Source organism: Nesterenkonia sp. (assembly GCF_029265375.1).
Lineage (GTDB): Bacteria > Actinomycetota > Actinomycetes > Actinomycetales > Micrococcaceae > Nesterenkonia.
The window spans coordinates 60,259-78,580 of sequence record NZ_JAJUJJ010000004.1; the positions used below are offsets into that span (position 1 = coordinate 60,259).

General features: G+C 68.1%; 18 protein-coding genes. 5 read left to right on the top strand and 13 right to left on the bottom strand.

Annotated features, from left to right (window positions below):
• Positions 1-404: 404 nt before the first annotated feature.
• Positions 405-791: an iron-sulfur cluster insertion protein ErpA gene (gene erpA / locus Q1K09_RS02750; protein ID WP_300343012.1), complete on the bottom strand. Its 387-nt coding sequence runs from the start codon at positions 789-791 to the stop codon at positions 405-407.
• Positions 792-890: 99 nt separating this feature from the next.
• On the opposite strand from erpA, the gene Q1K09_RS02755 reads away from it, so the two are divergent.
• Entirely contained in the window at positions 891-1,505 is a 615-nt protein-coding gene (locus Q1K09_RS02755) for a DUF3043 domain-containing protein (RefSeq protein WP_300343013.1), read from the top strand.
• A gap of 18 nt (positions 1,506-1,523) precedes the next feature.
• Here Q1K09_RS02755 and Q1K09_RS02760 read toward each other — a convergent pair whose 3' ends face one another.
• Positions 1,524-2,624 (bottom strand): quinone-dependent dihydroorotate dehydrogenase, encoded by a 1,101-nt coding sequence (locus tag Q1K09_RS02760; RefSeq protein WP_300343015.1) that lies wholly within the window; start codon positions 2,622-2,624, stop codon positions 1,524-1,526.
• Between the two features lie 57 nt (positions 2,625-2,681).
• On the opposite strand from Q1K09_RS02760, the gene Q1K09_RS02765 reads away from it, so the two are divergent.
• Positions 2,682-3,746, top strand: coding sequence for an alpha/beta hydrolase (locus tag Q1K09_RS02765; RefSeq protein WP_300343016.1), 1,065 nt, complete (start codon positions 2,682-2,684; stop codon positions 3,744-3,746).
• Between the two features lie 10 nt (positions 3,747-3,756).
• Here the strand turns inward: Q1K09_RS02765 and Q1K09_RS02770 are convergent, their stop codons facing one another.
• Complete coding sequence (locus Q1K09_RS02770) at positions 3,757-4,554, bottom strand: isoprenyl transferase (RefSeq protein WP_300343018.1); 798 nt, start codon at positions 4,552-4,554, stop codon at positions 3,757-3,759.
• Positions 4,555-4,745: 191 nt separating this feature from the next.
• On the opposite strand from Q1K09_RS02770, the gene Q1K09_RS02775 reads away from it, so the two are divergent.
• On the top strand, positions 4,746-5,171 hold the full coding sequence (locus Q1K09_RS02775) for a hypothetical protein (protein WP_300343020.1): 426 nt from the start codon (positions 4,746-4,748) through the stop codon (positions 5,169-5,171).
• 69 nt (positions 5,172-5,240) lie between these two features.
• Here the strand turns inward: Q1K09_RS02775 and recO are convergent, their stop codons facing one another.
• From recO to hrcA, 9 genes are all read right to left on the bottom strand, one after another.
• Positions 5,241-6,017 carry a DNA repair protein RecO gene (gene recO, locus Q1K09_RS02780; protein ID WP_300343022.1) on the bottom strand — a complete coding sequence of 259 codons (777 nt, stop codon included), beginning with the start codon at positions 6,015-6,017 and terminating at the stop codon, positions 5,241-5,243.
• A 48-nt stretch (positions 6,018-6,065) separates the two neighbouring features.
• Positions 6,066-7,814: a 2-isopropylmalate synthase gene (leuA, locus tag Q1K09_RS02785; RefSeq protein ID WP_300343024.1), complete on the bottom strand. Its 1,749-nt coding sequence runs from the start codon at positions 7,812-7,814 to the stop codon at positions 6,066-6,068.
• Between the two features lie 277 nt (positions 7,815-8,091).
• Positions 8,092-9,090 carry a GTPase Era gene (gene era, locus Q1K09_RS02790; protein WP_300343132.1) on the bottom strand — a complete coding sequence of 333 codons (999 nt, stop codon included), beginning with the start codon at positions 9,088-9,090 and terminating at the stop codon, positions 8,092-8,094.
• A gap of 39 nt (positions 9,091-9,129) precedes the next feature.
• Positions 9,130-10,599: a hemolysin family protein gene (locus tag Q1K09_RS02795; protein WP_300343025.1), complete on the bottom strand. Its 1,470-nt coding sequence runs from the start codon at positions 10,597-10,599 to the stop codon at positions 9,130-9,132.
• A gap of 3 nt (positions 10,600-10,602) precedes the next feature.
• Positions 10,603-11,091: an rRNA maturation RNase YbeY gene (gene ybeY / locus Q1K09_RS02800; protein WP_300343026.1), complete on the bottom strand. Its 489-nt coding sequence runs from the start codon at positions 11,089-11,091 to the stop codon at positions 10,603-10,605.
• Complete coding sequence (locus Q1K09_RS02805) at positions 11,088-12,113, bottom strand: PhoH family protein (protein WP_300343133.1); 1,026 nt, start codon at positions 12,111-12,113, stop codon at positions 11,088-11,090. Before Q1K09_RS02805 ends, ybeY begins: the two co-directional genes overlap by 4 nt.
• Positions 12,114-12,203: 90 nt before the next feature.
• Positions 12,204-12,995: a 16S rRNA (uracil(1498)-N(3))-methyltransferase gene (locus Q1K09_RS02810; RefSeq protein ID WP_300343028.1), complete on the bottom strand. Its 792-nt coding sequence runs from the start codon at positions 12,993-12,995 to the stop codon at positions 12,204-12,206.
• A gap of 12 nt (positions 12,996-13,007) precedes the next feature.
• The gene (gene dnaJ, locus Q1K09_RS02815) at positions 13,008-14,129 is read right to left on the bottom strand and encodes a molecular chaperone DnaJ (protein ID WP_300343029.1); all 1,122 of its coding nucleotides are present in this window, start codon (positions 14,127-14,129) and stop codon (positions 13,008-13,010) included.
• Between the two features lie 3 nt (positions 14,130-14,132).
• On the bottom strand, positions 14,133-15,161 hold the full coding sequence (gene hrcA, locus Q1K09_RS02820) for a heat-inducible transcriptional repressor HrcA (protein WP_300343031.1): 1,029 nt from the start codon (positions 15,159-15,161) through the stop codon (positions 14,133-14,135).
• Between the two features lie 117 nt (positions 15,162-15,278).
• Here hrcA and Q1K09_RS02825 point away from each other — a divergent pair, with 117 nt between their 5' ends.
• Together Q1K09_RS02825 and Q1K09_RS02830 are read left to right on the top strand one after the other, a co-directional pair.
• The gene (locus Q1K09_RS02825; RefSeq protein WP_300343033.1) at positions 15,279-16,151 is read left to right on the top strand and encodes a DUF3097 domain-containing protein; all 873 of its coding nucleotides are present in this window, start codon (positions 15,279-15,281) and stop codon (positions 16,149-16,151) included.
• Between the two features lie 251 nt (positions 16,152-16,402).
• Positions 16,403-16,831, top strand: coding sequence for a DUF4870 domain-containing protein (locus Q1K09_RS02830; RefSeq protein WP_300343035.1), 429 nt, complete (start codon positions 16,403-16,405; stop codon positions 16,829-16,831).
• Between the two features lie 197 nt (positions 16,832-17,028).
• Here the strand turns inward: Q1K09_RS02830 and hemW are convergent, their stop codons facing one another.
• Positions 17,029-18,315 carry a radical SAM family heme chaperone HemW gene (gene hemW, locus Q1K09_RS02835; protein WP_300343037.1) on the bottom strand — a complete coding sequence of 429 codons (1,287 nt, stop codon included), beginning with the start codon at positions 18,313-18,315 and terminating at the stop codon, positions 17,029-17,031.
• Positions 18,316-18,322 lie beyond the last annotated feature (7 nt).

Sequence of the window (18,322 nt, forward strand, 5' to 3'; positions counted from 1 at the left end):
ACGCCGGCCAGGGCAAAGGACTTCGCCGTTCGGCTGAAGCTGCCGGTTCGCTCCTGCGAAGAACTCACAGACGGCCCTTCCTCTTCACTTGGTGTGCGAGTGACTCGCGCACATTCTCTTGGGTCTTGATCGACGCCTGCGGGCAGCCGCGCCTTCAGGCAGATCAGCGACATCTTTACGCTGGGAACAAGACTACTACGACTCGTAGAGAAAGCGCTCGAGGCACAGGGGTGTCCGAGCCACCACCGACGTCTGCCGGCAGGGCCGTGGAGGGTTGATTCTGCGGCTCGCTGCGCAAGCTCTCAGCGGCGGATCAACGCACAGAGGCCCGCCCCCAGCTGCAGGGTGCGGGCCTCTCTATTACTTCTACATTAAGTAGAAGTGTGGTGCGTCAGTTGCGGATCTCAGTGGAACGAGTCCCCGCAGGCGCAGGATCCGCCGGCATTGGGGTTGTCGATGGTGAAGCCCTGCTTGGAGATGGAGTCTTCGAAGTCGATGGTGGCCCCCTCCAGATACGGGACGCTCATCTTGTCCACGATGACCTCCACCCCGTCGAATTCGCGCAGGGTGTCGCCGTCGAGCACCCGCTCGTCGAAGTAGAGCTGATAGATCAGGCCGCTGCAGCCGCCGGGCTGGACCGCCACGCGCAGCCGGAGGTCCTGGCGCCCCTCCTGCTCCAGCAGCGAGGCGACCTTCTGTGCGGCTGCCTCGGAGAGCTCGACCTTGTGGGTCTTGTACCCCTCGACCTCGTTGCCTCGGATCTCGGTGGTCTCTTGGGTCGGAGTGCTCATCGCGTTCTCCCTCTCCTCACATGGGACGGTGTGCTCCTATTGAGGGTACCAACGACGGCGGCTGCGGCATCATTCCCGCCGCGCCAGTAGACTGGGGCGGTGCTTGGACGTAGGAAGAAGACCCAGAATGAGCTCCTGGAGGCTGAGGCTGCCCAGGCTGCTGAGGCGCAGCAGCAGCAGCCGAAGAAGAAGCTGCCGGAGAAGAAGGGCGTGCCCACTCCGCGGCGCAAGGAGCGTGAAGCTGCCCGGAAGCGACCGCTGGTGGCCAATGACCGCAAGGTCGCTCGGCAGCGCGAACGGCAGCGGGTCGCTGAGGAGCGCGCGAAGATGCGCCGCGCCATGGAGACCGGCGAGGAGCGGTATCTGCCGGTGCGCGACCGCGGCCCCCAGAAGCGCTTCGCCCGCGACTATGTGGATGCGCGCACCGGCATCGGTGAGTGGCTGCTGATCATTGTGCTGCTGTTCCTCTTCGGCTCCTTCGTGATGACCGAGGAGGCCCGCGCGATGGTGGCCTTCAGCCTCTGGGCGGTCATGTTCGCCGTCATCGTGGAGAGCTGGTGGGTAGGGCGAAAGGTCCGCCAGGGCATCGAGGCCAAGTACGGGCCCGGCAGCCTGGAGAAGGGCGTGCGGTTCTATGCCGCCATGCGGTCCCTGCAGGTGCGCCGGCTGCGGCTGCCCAAGCCGATGGTGGCTCGGGGCGAGTTCCCCAGCTGAGCCGGCGACTTCCCCTGCTCACCCGCGCACCGCTGCCGGACGACGCCGGGCCAGCTCCCTGTTGATCCTCCGGACCCACAGCGGACCCTGATAGATGAATCCGGTGTAGCCCTGGACGAGGTCGGCGCCCAGACGCAGCCGCTCCGACACGTCGTCGGCGGTGATGACGCCGCCGACCGAAATGATCGCAGCTGAGTCGCCGAGTCCGGCGCGAAGCCTGGTGAGCACCTGCCGGGACCGCTCGGCGAGCACCGGCCCGCTCAGCCCCCCGGCGCCGGCGGCCTCCACCACCGAGGCCTCGCTGCGCAGCCGCTCCCGGGAGATAGTTGTGTTGGTGGCGATCACCCCGTCCAGTCCCAGCTCGGTGACCAGTTCGGCCACGGCGTCGACGTCGTCGTCTGCCAGATCGGGGGCAATCTTCACCAGCAAGGGCACATGCCGTCCGGCGGCGGCATCGGCCTCCTCCCCCACTGCTCGCAGCAGCGGGCGCAGCCCCTCAATCTCCTGCAGCTGGCGAAGTCCGGGAGTGTTGGGCGAGGAGACGTTGACCACCAGGTAGTCGGCCACCGGCGCCAGGGTGGAGGCTGAGAGCAGGTAGTCCTCCACCGCCCCCTCCAGCGGCACCACTTTGGTCTTACCGATGTTGACCCCCACCACCGGGGCATGCGCTCCGCGCTCTCTCAGCTTGGCGATGCGTGCCGCAGTGCGCTCCAGGCGTCTGCGCACCGCTGCTGCGCCGTCGTTGTTGAATCCCATCCGGTTGATCAGCGCCTGGTCCTGCACCAGCCGGAAGAGTCGGGGCGCGGGGTTTCCCGGCTGCGGCTGCGCGGTGACTGTTCCCACCTCAATATGGCCGAAGCCCAGGCAGGCCAGCGGCAGCACAGCGGTGGCGGACTTGTCGAACCCGGCTGCCAGCCCAAAGGGTGAGGGCCAGTCGATTCCCAGGGCCCGGGTGCGCAGCGACTCCTGCGGGCGGGTCAGGCGCTGAAGCACCGCCCCCAGGCCGAGGCGGTGCGCGACCCGCAGACCGCTGACCGCCAGGCGGTGCGCCTGCTCAGGATCCATGCGGGACAGAACGAGCCGGAAAGCGGCGCGGTAGAGCGGAGCGTCAGAAGGCATAGTCCCGATCCTATCGGCCTGCGCCTGCCGGGTCCCGGCGCTTCCTACACTGGGGATATGACGACGTCGACTTCCTCTCCGCGGAGTGACTCCGGAGGCTCTGAGCGCGGCAAGGAGCGGGCAAGCGAGGCTCAGCACCCCGGAGACGAGCTGCTGGAAGACTCTCCTGCCGGGGTGTGGGTGCCGGACTGCCTGCCGGGCTGCTCGCGCAGGACGATTCCGCTGGGTGAGGACTTCGAGGGCAGCGTCTCCGCCACGCTGGTGCGCTGTGATCAGCAGCCTGCGCGCCCATCAGCCCCGCCGGTGCTGCAGATCCACGGCTGGACCGACTACTTTTACAACCTGGAGCTTGCCCACCGATTTGTGGAGGCCGGGCACCGGTTCTATGCCCTGGACCTGCGCAAATACGGCCGGAGCCTGCGCGCCCACCAGACCCCCGGGCATATTGACGATCTGGCGGCCTATGATGCCGAGATCCAAGCGGCCCTGGAGATCATCGCTCAGGAGAACCCGGAGGCCGGCCGTCCGGTGGTCGCCGGCCACTCTACGGGCGGACTGGTGGCCGCGCTGTGGGCCCAGCGCCATCCGGGGCAGGCGGCCGCGCTGGTGCTGAACTCTCCGTGGTTGGAGGTCCCCGGCCACTCTCCGGCCCGGGCCGCGGCGGAGGGGATCGTCACGCCCCTGGGTGCGGTGAACCCGACCGCGACGCTGCGGGTGCCGCGGCTGGAGCACTATTGGGAGTCGCTGTCGGATCAGGCTCACGGCGAATGGCAGCTGCATCCCCTGTGGCGGCCCAGGAAGTCCTTCCCCATGACGGTGGGCTGGCTGAAGGCTGTCTTCGCCGGCCACCGTCGGGTGCGGGAGGGGCTGGAGATGGATCTGCCGGTGCTGGTGCTGCTCTCCACCGGGACGGTCTATCGCCCGCAGTGGACACCGGAGCACCAGGAGAACGACGGCGTGCTGGACGTGGAGCTGCTGGCCCGCCGCGCGGTGCGGCTGGGACGCCACGTCACGGTGGTGCGGATCCCGCAGGCGATGCATGACGTCTTCGCCTCGCGGCAGCCGGTGCGCACCGAGGCTTTCGAGCATGTCCGCCGCTGGCTGCAGGTCTACGGCACCTGAGGGAGACCGTTCACGCGGAGTCGCGCACCGCGTCCACCGCCCCGCCGTAGCGACGGTCCCGCTGGGCGTAGATCTCCAGCGCGTGCCAGAGCGTGGTGCGGTCGACGTCGGGCCACAGGGTGTCGAGGAACACCAGCTCGGCGTAGGCGGACTGCCAGAGCAGGAAGTTGCTGATCCGCTGCTCCCCGGAGGAGCGCAGGAAGAGATCTACGTCCGGAGCATCAGGGTGGTTCAGATGTGCTGCCAGGGTGGATTCGCGGATGCGCCGCGGGTCGATCTCGCCCCGGGCGGCACGTTCGGCGATGGCGCGGGCGGCGTCGGTGATCTCCGCTCGTCCCCCATAGTTGACGCACATGGTCAGCGTGCAGCGAGTGTTGCTGCTGGTCAGCTCCTCGGCAGACTCCAGCTCGCGGATCACCGAGCGCCACAGCTTGGGCCGCCGTCCGTTCCACCGGATGCGCACGCCCCAGGAGTTCAGAACGTCGCGCTGCCGGCGCAGCACGTCCCGGGAGTAGCTCATGATGAAGCGCACCTCTTCCGGTGAGCGCTTCCAGTTCTCGGTGGAGAACCCGTAGACGCTGACGTGCTCCACGCCAGCCTCGATGGCCCCGGCCATGACTTCCATCAGACTGTGCTCGCCGGCCCGGTGACCTTCGGTCCGCGGAAGTCCGCGCTGATTGGCCCACCGGCCGTTGCCGTCCATCACCACAGCCACATGCCGCGGGATCAGCGCCGAAGGCAACTTCGGGGGTTCTGCTCCGCTGGGATGCGGCCACGGGTCCTCATACTCGGTTGCGCGGGAAGTCACGGTGCTCATTGTGCCAGGCATGCCCACCACCCGGTGCCGCTGCCCCAGTCCATTGGTCCTCACATATTAGGGGTCCAGCTCTGCGGCCGCGACCGGCGGCATTGACAGTGACATGCGTCACATCGACATCCTGACGATGTGCAGCGAATGTGACCGGCAGTTCAGTGCAGACCAGCGATGAGGTACTCACCATGGGCAGCAGAAGGTGGCTCACCACCGGCGCCGTCCTGACCGCAGCGATAGGCCTTGCGGCCTGCGGCGGTCAGGAGGACACCGATCAGGAAGTCGCCGGGGGTGAAAGCCCCGAACCCGTCAGCACCGAAGCGCAGGAGTCGGACTGCCCCTCGCCGATGGAGACGAACGGAACCTCGGAGGGAGACCCCACAGTCGAGGAGACCGCTCTGGAGCAGGTTGACGCCGAGGACCAGGGCTGGAGCGCCCAGGCGTGGCACTGCCCGGAGGAGGAGTGCGTCTCCCTCATCGTCTGGACCGCGGGCGGACCAGTCTCAGAGGTTCCGGTGAAGGAGTACCACGACCGCATTGCAGAGGGAACTGATGTCTCCCTCGTCTCCGTCTATGCCTCCGACGGCCACCCGCCGGAGGAGGCGGACGGCTGAGCATCCGGGGCGCCGGTTCGCCTCCAAGGCGTGGCAGTCAGGCACCGGAGGGGCTGCGTTTCCCTGCGCTCAGTACGCAAAGGCTCGCAGCGAGGTGAGCCGCCGCTCCAGGTGATGCTGGGCGTAGTCGGTGGCCACCGACACCGCCTCATGGCGCATCTCCGCACTCGCCGCGGCGGTGCGCTCCCAGTCCCCGTGCTGCAGCGCGTGCAGCAGCTCCGGGGTGCCGGGCCCCACACTGCGGGACCCGGGCGGCCGGCAGTCGGGGCAGACGGGGCCTCCGGCACCGGCGTGGAAGGCCGCATGCGGCCCTGGGGCGCCGCAGGCCACGCAGGCGCTCCAAGTCACCGCCCAGCCGGCGGCCGCCACAGCGCGAAGCAGATAAGAGCCGAGCACCACATCCGGGGAGTGCACCTCCCGGGCCAGGGCTGAGTAGGCTCCATGCAGCAGATCGAACTGGTCAGCTCCGCCGCGCGCCCGCTGCCGCCCGGGCTGCTGCGGTTCGACCTGCTCATGCTCAGCGATGCGTTCGGCCGCCTCAGCCATGGCGGATGCGGCGGTGTACTTCTCATAGTCGGCCGCGATCATTGTGCCGTAGGCGCTGCGGCCCACCGCCTGGGTGACGATGTCCAAGCTCCGCCCGCGGACGAACTGCACATCGGCCACCATGAACGGCTCCAGGGTGGCGCCGAACTTTGAGCTGGTCCGGCGCACACCTTTGGCCACTGCCCGCACCAGGCCGTGGAAAGCGGTGAGTACAGTGATGATTCGGTCGGCCTCACCCAGTTTCTGGGTGCGCAGGACTATCGCGAGGTCGCGGTAGCTGCGCGCAGCGAAGGTGGACACCGGTTCGCCTCCCAGATCGTGGCGTCCTCAGGCTATCTCGGCCCGTGCTCAGGCGTCGCGAATGGCGCGGTTGACCGCGGAGATCACCGCCTGCAGGGAGGCCAGGGTCGTGTTGTGGTCGATCCCGACGCCCCAGAGCACACGCTCGCCGATGGCCAGCTCCACGAAGCTGGCTGCCTGGGCGTCGCCGCCGGAGCTCATGGCATGTTCGGTGTAGTCCAGCAGGCGCACGTCCACACCCTCAGCTGCCAGGATTCTCAGCAGCGCGTCGATGGGGCCGTTGCCTTCGCCGGTGACCCGCCGGGCGGTGCCGTCGACCTGCAGCTGCAGGTCCATGGAGAACTGCCCGTCTGCGTCGGAGGCGGTCTTGACCTCACCCAGCCGGTAGTGGCCCCAGCGGCGGTCGCCGTCCTCGGCGGGCAGGTACTCGTCGCGGAACATCTGCCATATCTCCTCGGGGGTGACCTCTCCCCCGCCGTCGTCGGCCCGGCGCTGGATGACCCCGGAGAATTCGATCTGGGCGCGCCTGGGCAGCTCGATCCCGCGCTCGGCTTTGAGCACATAGGCCACTCCGCCCTTGCCGGACTGGGAGTTGACCCGGATGACGGCCTCATAGCTGCGGCCGATGTCCTTGGGATCGATCGGCAGGTACGGCACGGCCCAGGTCAGCTCATCGCGCGGGACTCCGGCGGCCTCGGCGCGGGCATCCATATGGGCGAAGCCCTTGTTGATGGCGTCCTGGTGAGAGCCGGAGAACGCGGTGAAGACCAGGTCGCCGCCGTAGGGGGACCGTTCGGGCACCGGCATCTGGTTGCAGTACTCCACGGTGCGGCGGATCTGGTCCATATCGCGGAAGTCGATCTGCGGGTCCACTCCCTGACTGAAGAGGTTCATTCCCAGGGTCACCAGATCCACGTTGCCGGTGCGCTCCCCGTTGCCGAACAGACATCCTTCGATCCTGTCCGCCCCGGCCTTGTAGCCCAGCTCGGCGGCGGCCACTCCGGTGCCGCGGTCGTTATGCGGGTGCAGCGAGAGGATGATGCCCTCCCGCGGGTGGAGATGCCGGTGCATCCATTCGATGGAGTCGGCGTAGACATCGGGGGTGGCCATCTCCACGGTGGCCGGCAGGTTGACGATCACCGGCTTCTCCGCTGAGGCGCCGAAGATATCGACCACCTCATTGGAGATCCGCGCGGCGAAGTCCAGTTCGGTGCCGGTGAAGGATTCGGGGCTGTACTGGTACACCACCTCAGTGGGCACCTCAGAGGTGGCCAGCAGCTGCTCCTCGAACTTCTTGCACAGCCGGGCGCCGGTGGTGGCGATGTCCACGATGCCGTCCTGGTCCTGCTTGAACACCACTTCGCGCTGCAGCACAGAGGTGGAGTTGTACAGGTGCACGATGGCGCGCGGGGCGCCGGCGATGGCTTCGAACGTCCGCTCGATCAGATGCTCCCGGGACTGGGTGAGCACCTGTATGTAGACGTCGTCGGGAATCTTGTTCTGCTCAATGAGCTGACGCACAAAGTCGAAGTCGGTCTGCGAGGCTGAGGGGAATCCGACCTCGATCTCCTTGTACCCCATGCTCACCAGGAGGTCGAACATCCGGTGCTTGCGCTCGGGGCTCATCGGGTCGATCAGCGCCTGGTTGCCGTCGCGCAGGTCCACCGCACACCAGCGGGGGGCCGAGCGGATGGTCTTGTCCGGCCAGGTGCGGTCCGGAAGCGAGACGGTGATCTGCTCCTCGAAGGGAACATAGCGCTGGTAGGGCATCGGGGAGGGCTTCTGCAGGCTGCGCATGGGAGTCCTTACACGGTTGCTGGTGCGGTTCTCGGGCCGAAGGGAGCCGGTTCTGGCGGAAACTCCGCAGCGGGGATTCGGCCTCGGGATATGCCGTGCGCGAAGGCTGAGGTCAGCGGCGCGACGGCTCGTCCCCGCTGCGGCGGAGAAGCTGGCCTAGTAGCGCACGCTCAGTGATGTCCTGCACGTCACTGACGGTAGCACGCCCGCCCCGGGCTCGGGCACCCGGCGCAATGTCGGTTCACTATGTGGACGGCTCGCTCTGCGGATCTGCCAGTCAGAATCCCAGCCGGTTGAGCTTCTTGGGATCGCGCTGCCATTCCTTGGTGACTTTGACGTGCAGGTCCAGGTGCACCGGTGTCCCCAGCAGCTTGGTGATCCCGGTACGGGCCTGGGAGCCGATCTGCTTCAGTCGGCTGCCGCGGCGCCCGATGATGATGGCTTTCTGGGAGTCGCGCTCCACGTGAATAGTGGCGTGCACATCCAGCAGCGGCCTGCCCTCCGGGCGGTCTTCGCGGGGGATCATCTCCTCCACGGTGACCGCAATGGAGTGCGGCAGCTCATCACGCACATCCTCCAGGGCGGCCTCGCGGATGAGTTCAGCAACCATCACCTGCTCCGGCTCGTCGGTGAGCTCGCCTTCGGGGTACAGCGGCGGGGAGGTCGGCATCATCTGGATCAGCTCATCGGCGACGACGTCGACCTGCTCGCCGTTGACGGCGGAGACCGGAATGATTGCGGCGAAGCCCTCAGCCTGGCGGGCCTCACCTGCCAGATGCTCCCGGCCGAGCTGGTCGGCGGCGATCAGCTGCTCGGCGAGCTCGGAGCGGGAGACCTTGTCCGTCTTGGTCACCAGCGCCACTACGGGCTTGTGCGGCAGTTTGGTCAGCTGCCCGGCGATGAATCGGTCCCCGGGCCCGATCTTCTCATCGGCCGGCAGGCAGAAGCCGACGACGTCGACCTCGCTGAGGGTGTCGATGACCAAGTCGTTCAGGCGTGAGCCCAGCAGCGTGCGGGGCCGGTGCAGCCCCGGGGTGTCCACCAGCACCAGCTGGGCCCCTGGCCGGTCCTCGGTGCCGGGGCGGTGCACGATGCCGCGGATGGTGTGCCGGGTGGTCTGCGGTTTGGAGCTGGTGATGGCGACCTTCTCGCCGACCAGCGCATTGGTCAGCGTGGACTTCCCGGCATTGGGGCGGCCCACGAAGCTGGCGAAACCTGCGCGGTAGTTCTCGTCGAACTCCGGGAACTGCGGCAGCGGTAAGTGGTCAGCCGTCATCGTCTCCTCCATCGTGCGCTCATACGGTGCATCTGCGCCTCAGCGGCGGGTTCCGGTCTCAGCCGGCGAGCGCGCGCTGCCGGCGGCGACCGCCTCCTGCTCAGCCGCTTCACGTTCGGCGGCCAGCGCCTGCTGCTCGTCCTCGGTGCCGACCCCGCCTCGGGCACCGCGCCGGGCCGGATCCTGCTGGTGGGCCTCGGGCAGCGCTGCGGCATCCTCGCCGCGGGTCACCGACTCCCACACCAGCAGGTGGGAGACTCGGTTGCGGCGTCCGGTGAGCCGGTCGGCGTGGAGCACGACGCCGTCGATCTCCACTTCGGAGCCGGCGATCGGGACTCGTCCCAGGTGCTTGGCCAGCAGACCGCCGACAGTGTCCACGTCCTCCTCGTCCTCCAGGTCCAGGTCGAATGCGGAGGCGAAGTCGTCCACGCTCATCCGGGCCGGGACTCGGACCCGGCCGTCGTCGAGGTGCTCGATCTCTTCGACTTCGTCGTCGTACTCGTCGACGATGTCCCCGACCAGCTCCTCAATGAGGTCCTCCATGGTGACCAGCCCGGCGGTGCCGCCGTACTCATCGATCACCACGGCCACATGGGTGGACTCGCGCTGCAGCTCGGAGAGGAACTCGCCCACGGATTTGGACTCCGGCACATACCGGACGTCGCGCTGCAGCTCCTCCACTGCGATGCTGGCTGCGGTCCGGGAGGAGAATCTGGCCGGGGCGCGGCCGATGCGGATCATATGGTCCAGGTAGGCCACGTCCTTCAGGTAGACCATGCCGGTGATGTCATCGGCCGAGCCTCGGGTCACCGGCATCCGGGAGTAGCCCGAGCGCAGGAACAGCGTCATGGCCTCCTCGCAGCTGGCCTCAGCGTCGATGGTGACCATATCGGTGCGTGGGACCATCACCGAGCGGACCCGGGTGCTGGAGAGATCCAGCACCGATTCGATCAGTTCGGCCTCATTGTCCTCAATCACATCAGACTCATTGGCGCGAACGATGTAGTCCAGCAGCTCGTCGTCGTCGAAGAATCCCTGGTCAGCGGCGGTGCCCGGCAGGATCTTCCCGCCGATGCGGGCCAGCCACTGCGGCAGCGGCCCCAAAGAAAGGCGCGCCAGGCGCACGGTGCGGGCCGTGGCGGTGATGATCCGAAGGTGATGGGCCCGGCCGATCTTCCGGGGCGAGACCGCCGCACTGACCAGTCCGGAGGAGCCCAGGGCGATGCCGGCCAGCAGGGCGCCGAGCTCCAGGTCTCCGACGGCGAGTATGGCGGTGATGGTGATCAGCACCACTGCCACAGTGGTCAGTCCCCAGCGCCAGATCTGTAGGGCAAGGGTGTGCGGGACCGGTTCGGTCAGGATCATCTCCACAGCGCCCAGGCCCTGTTTCTCGGCGACCTCTTCGGCCTCTTTGCGGGTGAGCCGGATGAAGGCGGCTTCCGCGGTGGAGAGCACAAAGGCCAGCACCGCGGCGGCCACAGCGGCGCAGACCAGCAGTATGATCGTCATCGCTCAGCCGCTCACCGTGGGGGTCGGGGCGGACCGGCCCAGGAACTGGCCGAGCAGCCGGGCCTGCAGGGAGAACATCTCTTCACGCTCGGCCGGTTCGGCGTGGTCATAGCCGAGCAGGTGCAGGACGCCGTGGGTGGTCAGCAGGCACAGCTCGTCGCCGAGGGAGTGCCCGGCCTCGGCGGCTTGGGCGGCCGCAACTGCGGGGCAGACCACCACATCCCCCAGGGCGCCCTCGGTCACCGGGGCCTCTGCGGTGCCCGGTGTCAGCTCGTCCATCGGGAAACTCATCACATCGGTGGGGCCGGGCAGGTCCATCCACTGCAGGTGCAGCTGCTCCATCGCCTGTTCGTCCACCAGCGCCACCGAGAGCTCCACCGCAGGCCCCAGTCCTAGCTCCGCGTAGAGGAAGGCGGCCAGGTCGGTCAGCTCAGCCAAGTGCGCGGCGGTGATGCGGGAGTCCGCAGAGGCGTCGTCGATGGTGACGGTCATCGTCGCCTGCCTCCGCTCCCGGGCCGGCGCGCGGCGGAGTCGTGCTGGCTCTGGTGGCGCTCATAGGCGTCCACGATGCGGCTGACCAGCTCGTGGCGGACCACGTCCTGGGAGCCGAAGCGGGAGATGGAGATGTCCTCCACGCCGTCGAGGATCTCCAGCACAGTAGCCAGGCCGGAATCCGTGCCGCGGGGCAGGTCCACCTGGGTGATGTCTCCGGTGACCACGATCTTGGAGTTGAAGCCCAGCCGGGTCAGGAACATCTTCATCTGCTCAGCGGTGGTGTTCTGCGCCTCGTCCAAGATGATGAAGGAGTCATTCAGAGTCCGGCCGCGCATATAGGCCAGCGGCGCGACCTCGATCGTGCCGGCGGCCATCAGCTGCGGGATCGACTCAGGCTCGATCATGTCGTAGAGCGCGTCGTAGAGCGGCCGCAGATAGGGGTCGATCTTCTCATTGAGCGAGCCGGGCAGGTATCCCAGCTTCTCGCCGGCCTCCACGGCAGGGCGGGTGAGGATGATTCGGTTGATCTCCTTGGCCTGCAGGGCCTGCACGGCCTTGGCCATCGCCAGATAGGTCTTGCCGGTGCCGGCCGGGCCGATGCCGAAGATCACCGTGGACTCGTCGATAGTGTCCACATAGCTCTGCTGGTTGGCCGTCTTGGGCCGGATGGTGCGGCCGCGGTGGGAGAGGATATTGGTGGCCACCATGCGTGCGCTGGTGGGGGCATCGTGAGCCCGCACCATGGTGGCGATCTGCTCGATGATCTCTTCAGTGGCGGTGGTTCCCGAGGCGGCCAGCGTCTTCAGCTGGGTGAGGATCTCCACGATCTGGTGAGTATCGGGGCTGGGGCCGGAGACCGTGATGAGCTTCTCGCGCAGTCCGAGGCTGACATCGGGATAGAGCCCGGCCAGGATGCGCAGCGCCAGATCCTGCACCCCCAGGGTGCGGAACATCGTTTCGGCGTCGGCGAAGTGAACTTCGCGCTCAACAAAGGTGGGAGTCGGGGTCTCGGTAATCAGGTGCCTCGCTTGTTCGGGTGTCGGGTGCTTCTAGGATACGTCCAACGCGCCCAGAGTGGGGCGTCTTCCCGCAGGTGCGTGAGGCGCAGCTCACCACTCCCACCGGCCCAGCAGCAGCTGGGCGGCCGCCAGGGCCGCCGGCCCTGCGGTGGATGAGCGCAGCACAGTGGGGCCCAGCCGGGCGGTGCGGGCCCCGGCGGCGGTGAGCTGCTCGATCTCCCGGTCGGTGATTCCGCCCTCGGGGCCCACCACCAGATGCAGCTGGTCCACACCGGACTCCCGTTGCCCGGTTGGGTCCAGGCCGTGGGCCTCCAGGGCAGCGCGCAGGGAGCTGCGCTCGCGCTCGTGCAGCACGACGACGGCGGGGCGGGGCTGGTCCTGCTGGATGCGACGCAGGTAGTCGGCGGTGGTGTGCAGCTGCTCCACCTGCGGGATGGCGGTGCGCCGGGTCTGTTTGGCCGCCGCAGTGACGGTGCTGACCCATTCGGCGTGCTTCTTCGCCTCGCGGCCGGCCTTCCAGCGGGCCACCGACCGTTCGGCCTCCCAGGGGATGATCGCATCGACTCCCAGCTCCGCGGCCGACTCGATGGCCTGCAGGTCCCGTTTGTCCTTAGCCAGCGCTTGGACCAGCACCAGGTGGGGCCGCAGGTCGGGCTCGCGGTGGAGGGCCGTGAGCTCCACGCTCAGCTGCCCCTGGTCGGCGGCGGTGACTGTGCCTTCGGCGCGCAGCCGCTGCGTGTCGGAGAGCTGGACCTGCTCGCCGGGTCCCATCCGCATCACTGTGGCCGCGTGGTGGCCCTCCGGACCGTCGAGCACCACCACAGAGCCGACGTCGGCATCGTCCAGCGAGCCTGCGGCCAGGTGAAAGAGCGGAGCAGTCATGGCGTCGTCGTACTAGATTGATTCCCAGGCTTCGCGCAGCTTGGCGAAGACGCCCTTGTGCTCAGTGGTGGACTCCCCCGGCTTTTCGCCGCGCTCCTCAGCCAGCATCCGCAGCATTTCACGCTGCTTCTCGGTGAGCTTGGTGGGGGTCTCCACCTTCAGGTGCACCTTCAGGTCCCCACGGCCCATACCGCGCAGATGGGACACGCCCTTGCCGCGCAGGGTGATGACCTCCCCGGACTGGGTTCCGGGGCTGACGTCGATCTCCTCGATCCCGTCGAAGGTCTCCAGGGTCACTGTGGTGCCCAGAGCTGCCGCGGTCATCGGCACACTGACGGTGGCGTGCAGATCGTTGCCGCGGCGGGTGAAGACCTCGTGGGGACGCACATCGACTTCGATGAACAGATCGCCTGGGGGTCCGCCGGCCAGTCCGGCCTCGCCCTCCCCGGCCAGGTGGATCCGGTTGCCGCGGTCCACTCCGGCGGGGATCTTGACCTTCAGGGTCTTGCGTTCGCGCACCCGGCCCTGGCCGTCGCACTCCTGGCAGGGGTCTTCGATGATGTTGCCGAAGCCCGAGCAGCGGGCGCAGGTCTGGGTCTGGATCACGGTGCCCAGGATCGAGCGCATGGGCCGCTGGGTCTGGCCCGCACCTTGGCAGTCGGGGCAGGTGGTCGGTGAGGTGCCCGGGCGCATGCAGGAGCCGTTGCACACCGAGCAGGTCACCGCGGTCTCCACCTCCACCTCCTTGGTGGTGCCGAAGACGGCGTCGCGCAGGTCGATGCGCACCCGGATGAGCGAGTCCTGACCCCGGCGGGTCCGGGAGGCCGGGCCCCCGCCGGAGCCGGCGCCGAAGAAGGTCTCGAAGATGTCGCTGAACCCGCCGAAGCCTCCGGCCCCGGCGCCGCCGAATCCGGCCGGCCGGCCCTCCGGGTCACCGGTGGCGTCATAGTTCTGACGCTTCTGCGGATCCGAGAGCACCTCGTAGGCCCGCCCGAGCAGCTTGAACTGCTCCTCAGCGTCCTCTGCGGGGTTGACGTCCGGGTGGAGCTTGCGGGCCTTCTTCCGGTAGGCCTTCTTGATCTCCTCGGTCGACGCGCTGCGGTCTACACCCAGTGCCTCGTAGTAGTCAGTCAATTCTCACCCTTCAGAGAGTATGCGGGACAAATACCGTGCCATGGCGCGCACCGCGGACATCGTGGAGCCGTAGTCCATGCGGGTTGGGCCTACTACGCCCAGCTTGGCGCCGTCGCCGCCGGAATCGGCCGGAGCGTACTCCGCGGCGACCACCGAGGTCTCCGCCAGCGACTCGTGGGAGGTCTCCTGGCCGATGCGCACCGACAGTCCGTGGCGGTCCTGCTGCATCTCATGCAGCAGCCGCAGCAGCACCACCTGCTCCTCCAGTGCTTCGAGGATCGGCGCAATCGAGGGGCCCAGGTCACCGCCCGACTTGGCGAGGTTAGCAGTCCCGGCCATGATGATGCGATCCACCCGCCCCGATTCCAGGATCGCCTCCACCGCATGGACCACCAGCGCCATGCTCGGCTGCAGGGCCTGCTCCACCGACTGGATCAGGGTTTCCGCCGGCAGCGGCAGCGCCGATGCGGAGCGGTGGTAGAGCTGCTCCGAGAGCCGCTGGCCCATCCGGTGCAGCGACTCCTCATCCACCGGTTCGGACAGCGTCACCATGCGCTGCTCCACCCGGCCTGAGGACAGGATGACGATCGCCAGTGCTTTGTGGGGGCTCATCTGCACCACATCCACGTGCCGGATCCGTGCCGTGGAGTGCTGCGGATGCTGGATGACCGCCACTTGGTTGGTCAGCATCGCCAGCAGCCGAACGGTCTGCTCCAGCATGGCCTCATAGTCGTCCGCGGTTTCGGCCAGCAGGTCCATGGCGCGCCGCTCTGCCTTCGAGAGCGGGCGCACCTCGGTGATCTTGTCCACGAACAGCCGGTAGCCCTGGTCGGTGGGGATCCGTCCGGCGGAGGTGTGCGGGGCGGCGATGAGCCCCTCCTCCTCCAGCTGGGCCATATCATTGCGAATGGTGGCCGGAGAGACCTGCAGGTTGTGCCGCTCCACCAGCGCCTTGGACCCCACCGGCTCACGAGTGTGGACATAGTCCTCCACGATCGCGCGCAGCACCTGAAGCCGTCGGGTCACTGACATCTCTCGCCTCCTGACTGGCACACCCCATTAGCACTCGATCCACTTGACTGCTAATTGTAGCGAGACTGAGCGTTTCCCGCCGCCGCCCGGCGACCGGAGTTGCTAGGCTCGCCCGCTGTGACCTTCCCCACCGACTGGAGTTCCTGGGGCGCCCAGGACCTGGCAGAACGACGTCGAAGTCAGCACCGACGCGTGCCGCAGGCCCAGGCCGCCGTCGGCACTGTGGTCGAAGAGCGCGAATCCGGATGGGTCGGCGCCGTGGTCGGCACAGAGGCCGCCGGCGGCATCAGAGTGGTGCGCCTGGAGGACCGGCGCGGCCGGGTCCGCGCCTTCCCGCTGGGCTTCGGCTTCCTCATCGACGGTGAACCGGTGGAGCTGGTGGCGCCGATCCCGGCTGGGCAGCGCACGGGTCCGCGCCGCACTGCCTCCGGCTCCTTCGCAGTCGAGCAGCAGCGTGCCCGCACTGCGCGGGCCTCCCGCATCTGGGTGGAAGGCACGCACGACGCCGAACTGGTGGAGAAGGTCTGGGGTGATGACCTCCGCGCTGAGGGGATCGTGGTGGAGCCGCTGCACGGCGCCGATGATCTGCAGGTCGCCGTCGCCGAGTTCCAGCCGAACGAGCACCGGCGACTGGGAGTGCTGCTGGACCACCTGGTTCCTGGCTCCAAAGAGACTCGCATCGCCGAGGAGACCATGCGCATGCCCGGGGCGGCAGGCAATGTGCTGATCCTGGGTCATCCCTACGTGGATGTCTGGCAGGCGGTGAAGCCGCAGCGGCTCGGGCTGCAGCAGTGGCCCCACATCCCGCGCGGCACCGATATCAAGGTCGGCACTCTGGCGGCCCTGGGATGGCCGCACTCCGATCAGCGCGATATCGCCCACGGCTGGAAGAAGATCCTCGCCCAGGTGCGCAGCTACGCAGACCTCGAGCCCAGCCTGCTGGGACGGGTCGAGGAGCTCATCGACTTCATCACCGCACCCAGCCGCTGAGCCCGGTGGCCAGGTGCCGCAGCCGCGGAGCCGGTGGCAAGGCGCCTCTGCCGCTGACCCCGCTGGCCACGTGTTCTGCCCGCTGTGCCCTCGTGTGACACGCCCCGGACCCCAGTCAGTCGCCATTCAGCTTCCGGCCGTAAAATTGACACCAGCTCCTGTCCAGGGTTCCCGATGCACGGGGACCGCTGATCAGGACCCTCTCAGGGCCGACTGCGCCCACCAACCACCGTGAAAGGACGACCGACTCAGTGACCCAGCAGCACGGGAACCAGCGGCCCGCATCCGGCGGGCCCCGCCCCACCGCGTCCCAGCGGATGAAGGGCTCGGACGCTGCCGCGCCCATGCTCACACGCGAGGAGGACACACGGTGGGCCACCCTGTCGCACTTCGGCGCCGTCGCCGGCTGCCTGCCGGCCCTGGTGATCTACTTCGTCTACCGGGACCGGGGCCCCTTCACCGCCCAGGAGTCGAAAGAGGCGCTGAACTTCACACTGCCGCTGACGGTGGTGATGCTCGTGTTCTACGGCCTGGCGTTCATTCCCGCCATCGCGGCCGTAGCAGGCCTGGGCGGCGTCTTCGTCTGGGCGTTCATGGCCATCTCTGGGCTGATCGGCGGCACCGAGTGCAATAAGGGCCGCCCCTATCGGTATCCGTTCAACCTGCGGCTCATCCAGTAGTCCCCTCCCCCACCTCCTGACGACGTTACGTGTCAGATGGGCCCGAACTCCCGGCAAAAACGCCTGAGTTTGGGCCCTTTCGGCACGTAACGTGCCGGGGCGGGCGGCGGATGGCCGTCTGGGCCCCTGCGTCCGGCCGCTCATCAACCCAGCCGGGGCAGGCGGCGGCTGGCCGTCCGGGGCCCACGGGTCCCTCCTCAGCCCAGCAGCCGGCGGGTGACCGCATCCGCCAGCAGGCGGCCCTGCAGAGTCAGCACGGCGCGGCCGGCAGGGTGCGCAGCGCTGGGCTGGGCCGCCTCCTCCTCCAGCAGGCCCTCCTTGACCAGTTCGGCGATCAGTCGGTCTGAGATGGGTTCGGCGGCGCTGGGGCCCAGCTGCGGCAGGGCGTTGTACTCGGCGATCTCGAGGCCTTCGGCGATGCGCAGCCGCAGCATCAGATGCTCCAGCACTTTGGCGTCGTCGTCGAGGATCTCGCGGCCGTGCCCCGGGGAGGCTCCGGCGTGCAGCCGCTGGGCGTAGGCCGCCGGGTGCTTCACATTCCACCAGCGCATCCCGGCCAGATGCGAGTGCGCACCGGGGCCGGCACCCCACCAGTCCGTGTCCTGCCAGTAGTGCAGGTTGTGCCGCGAGCGGGTCTCCTCCCCGGTGGAGAAGTTGGAGACTTCGTACCAGGCGTAGCCGGCCGCGGTGAGCAGCTCATCGGCCAGCAGGTATTTGTCCGCCTGATCATCGGCATCAATGTCCTCCAGCACACCGCGTCTGATCTGCGCAGACAGGGCAGTGCCCTCCTCCACGATCAGTGAGTAGGCCGATACGTGATCTGGTCGCAGCTGCAGGACGCTGCGCAGGCTGTGCTCCCAGTCCCCCAGGCTCTCCCCCGGGGTGCCGTAGATCAGGTCCAGGGATGTCTGCAGCCCTGCAGAGCGGAGGGTCTGGTGGGCCGCAGGCACATTCTCCGGATTGTGGGTGCGGTCCAGTGTGGCCAGCACATGGGGAACGGCCGACTGCATGCCCAGGCTGACACGGGTGAACCCGGCTTCTGCCAGCACACCGGCAGAGGCTTCGGTCATCGTGTCCGGATTGGCCTCCGTGGTCACCTCCGCCCCTGGGGTCAGGCCGAAGAGCTCCCGCGCTGCCGCCAGTATGCGTGCCAGCTCCTCGGCCGGCAGCAGCGTGGGGGTGCCTCCGCCGAAGAACACGGTGTCCAGCTGGCGCTGCGGCGCGCCGGCGGCCTGCAGGGTCTCTGCGGCGAACTCCAGCTCGCGGATCAGCGTGTCCGGATAGGACTGCCGGGAGGCGCCGGGACCCAAGTCCTCGGCTGTGTAGGTGTTGAAGTCACAGTACCCGCACCGCACCTGGCAGAAGGGAATGTGCACATACAGGCCGAACGGCCGGTCGGTCCGGGACGCCAGGTCCGCCCGGACGGCTTCGGGCAGCGAACCGTCGGCAGGCATCGGGTCGCCGGGTGGCAGGACCGAGGGCATCAGTCTT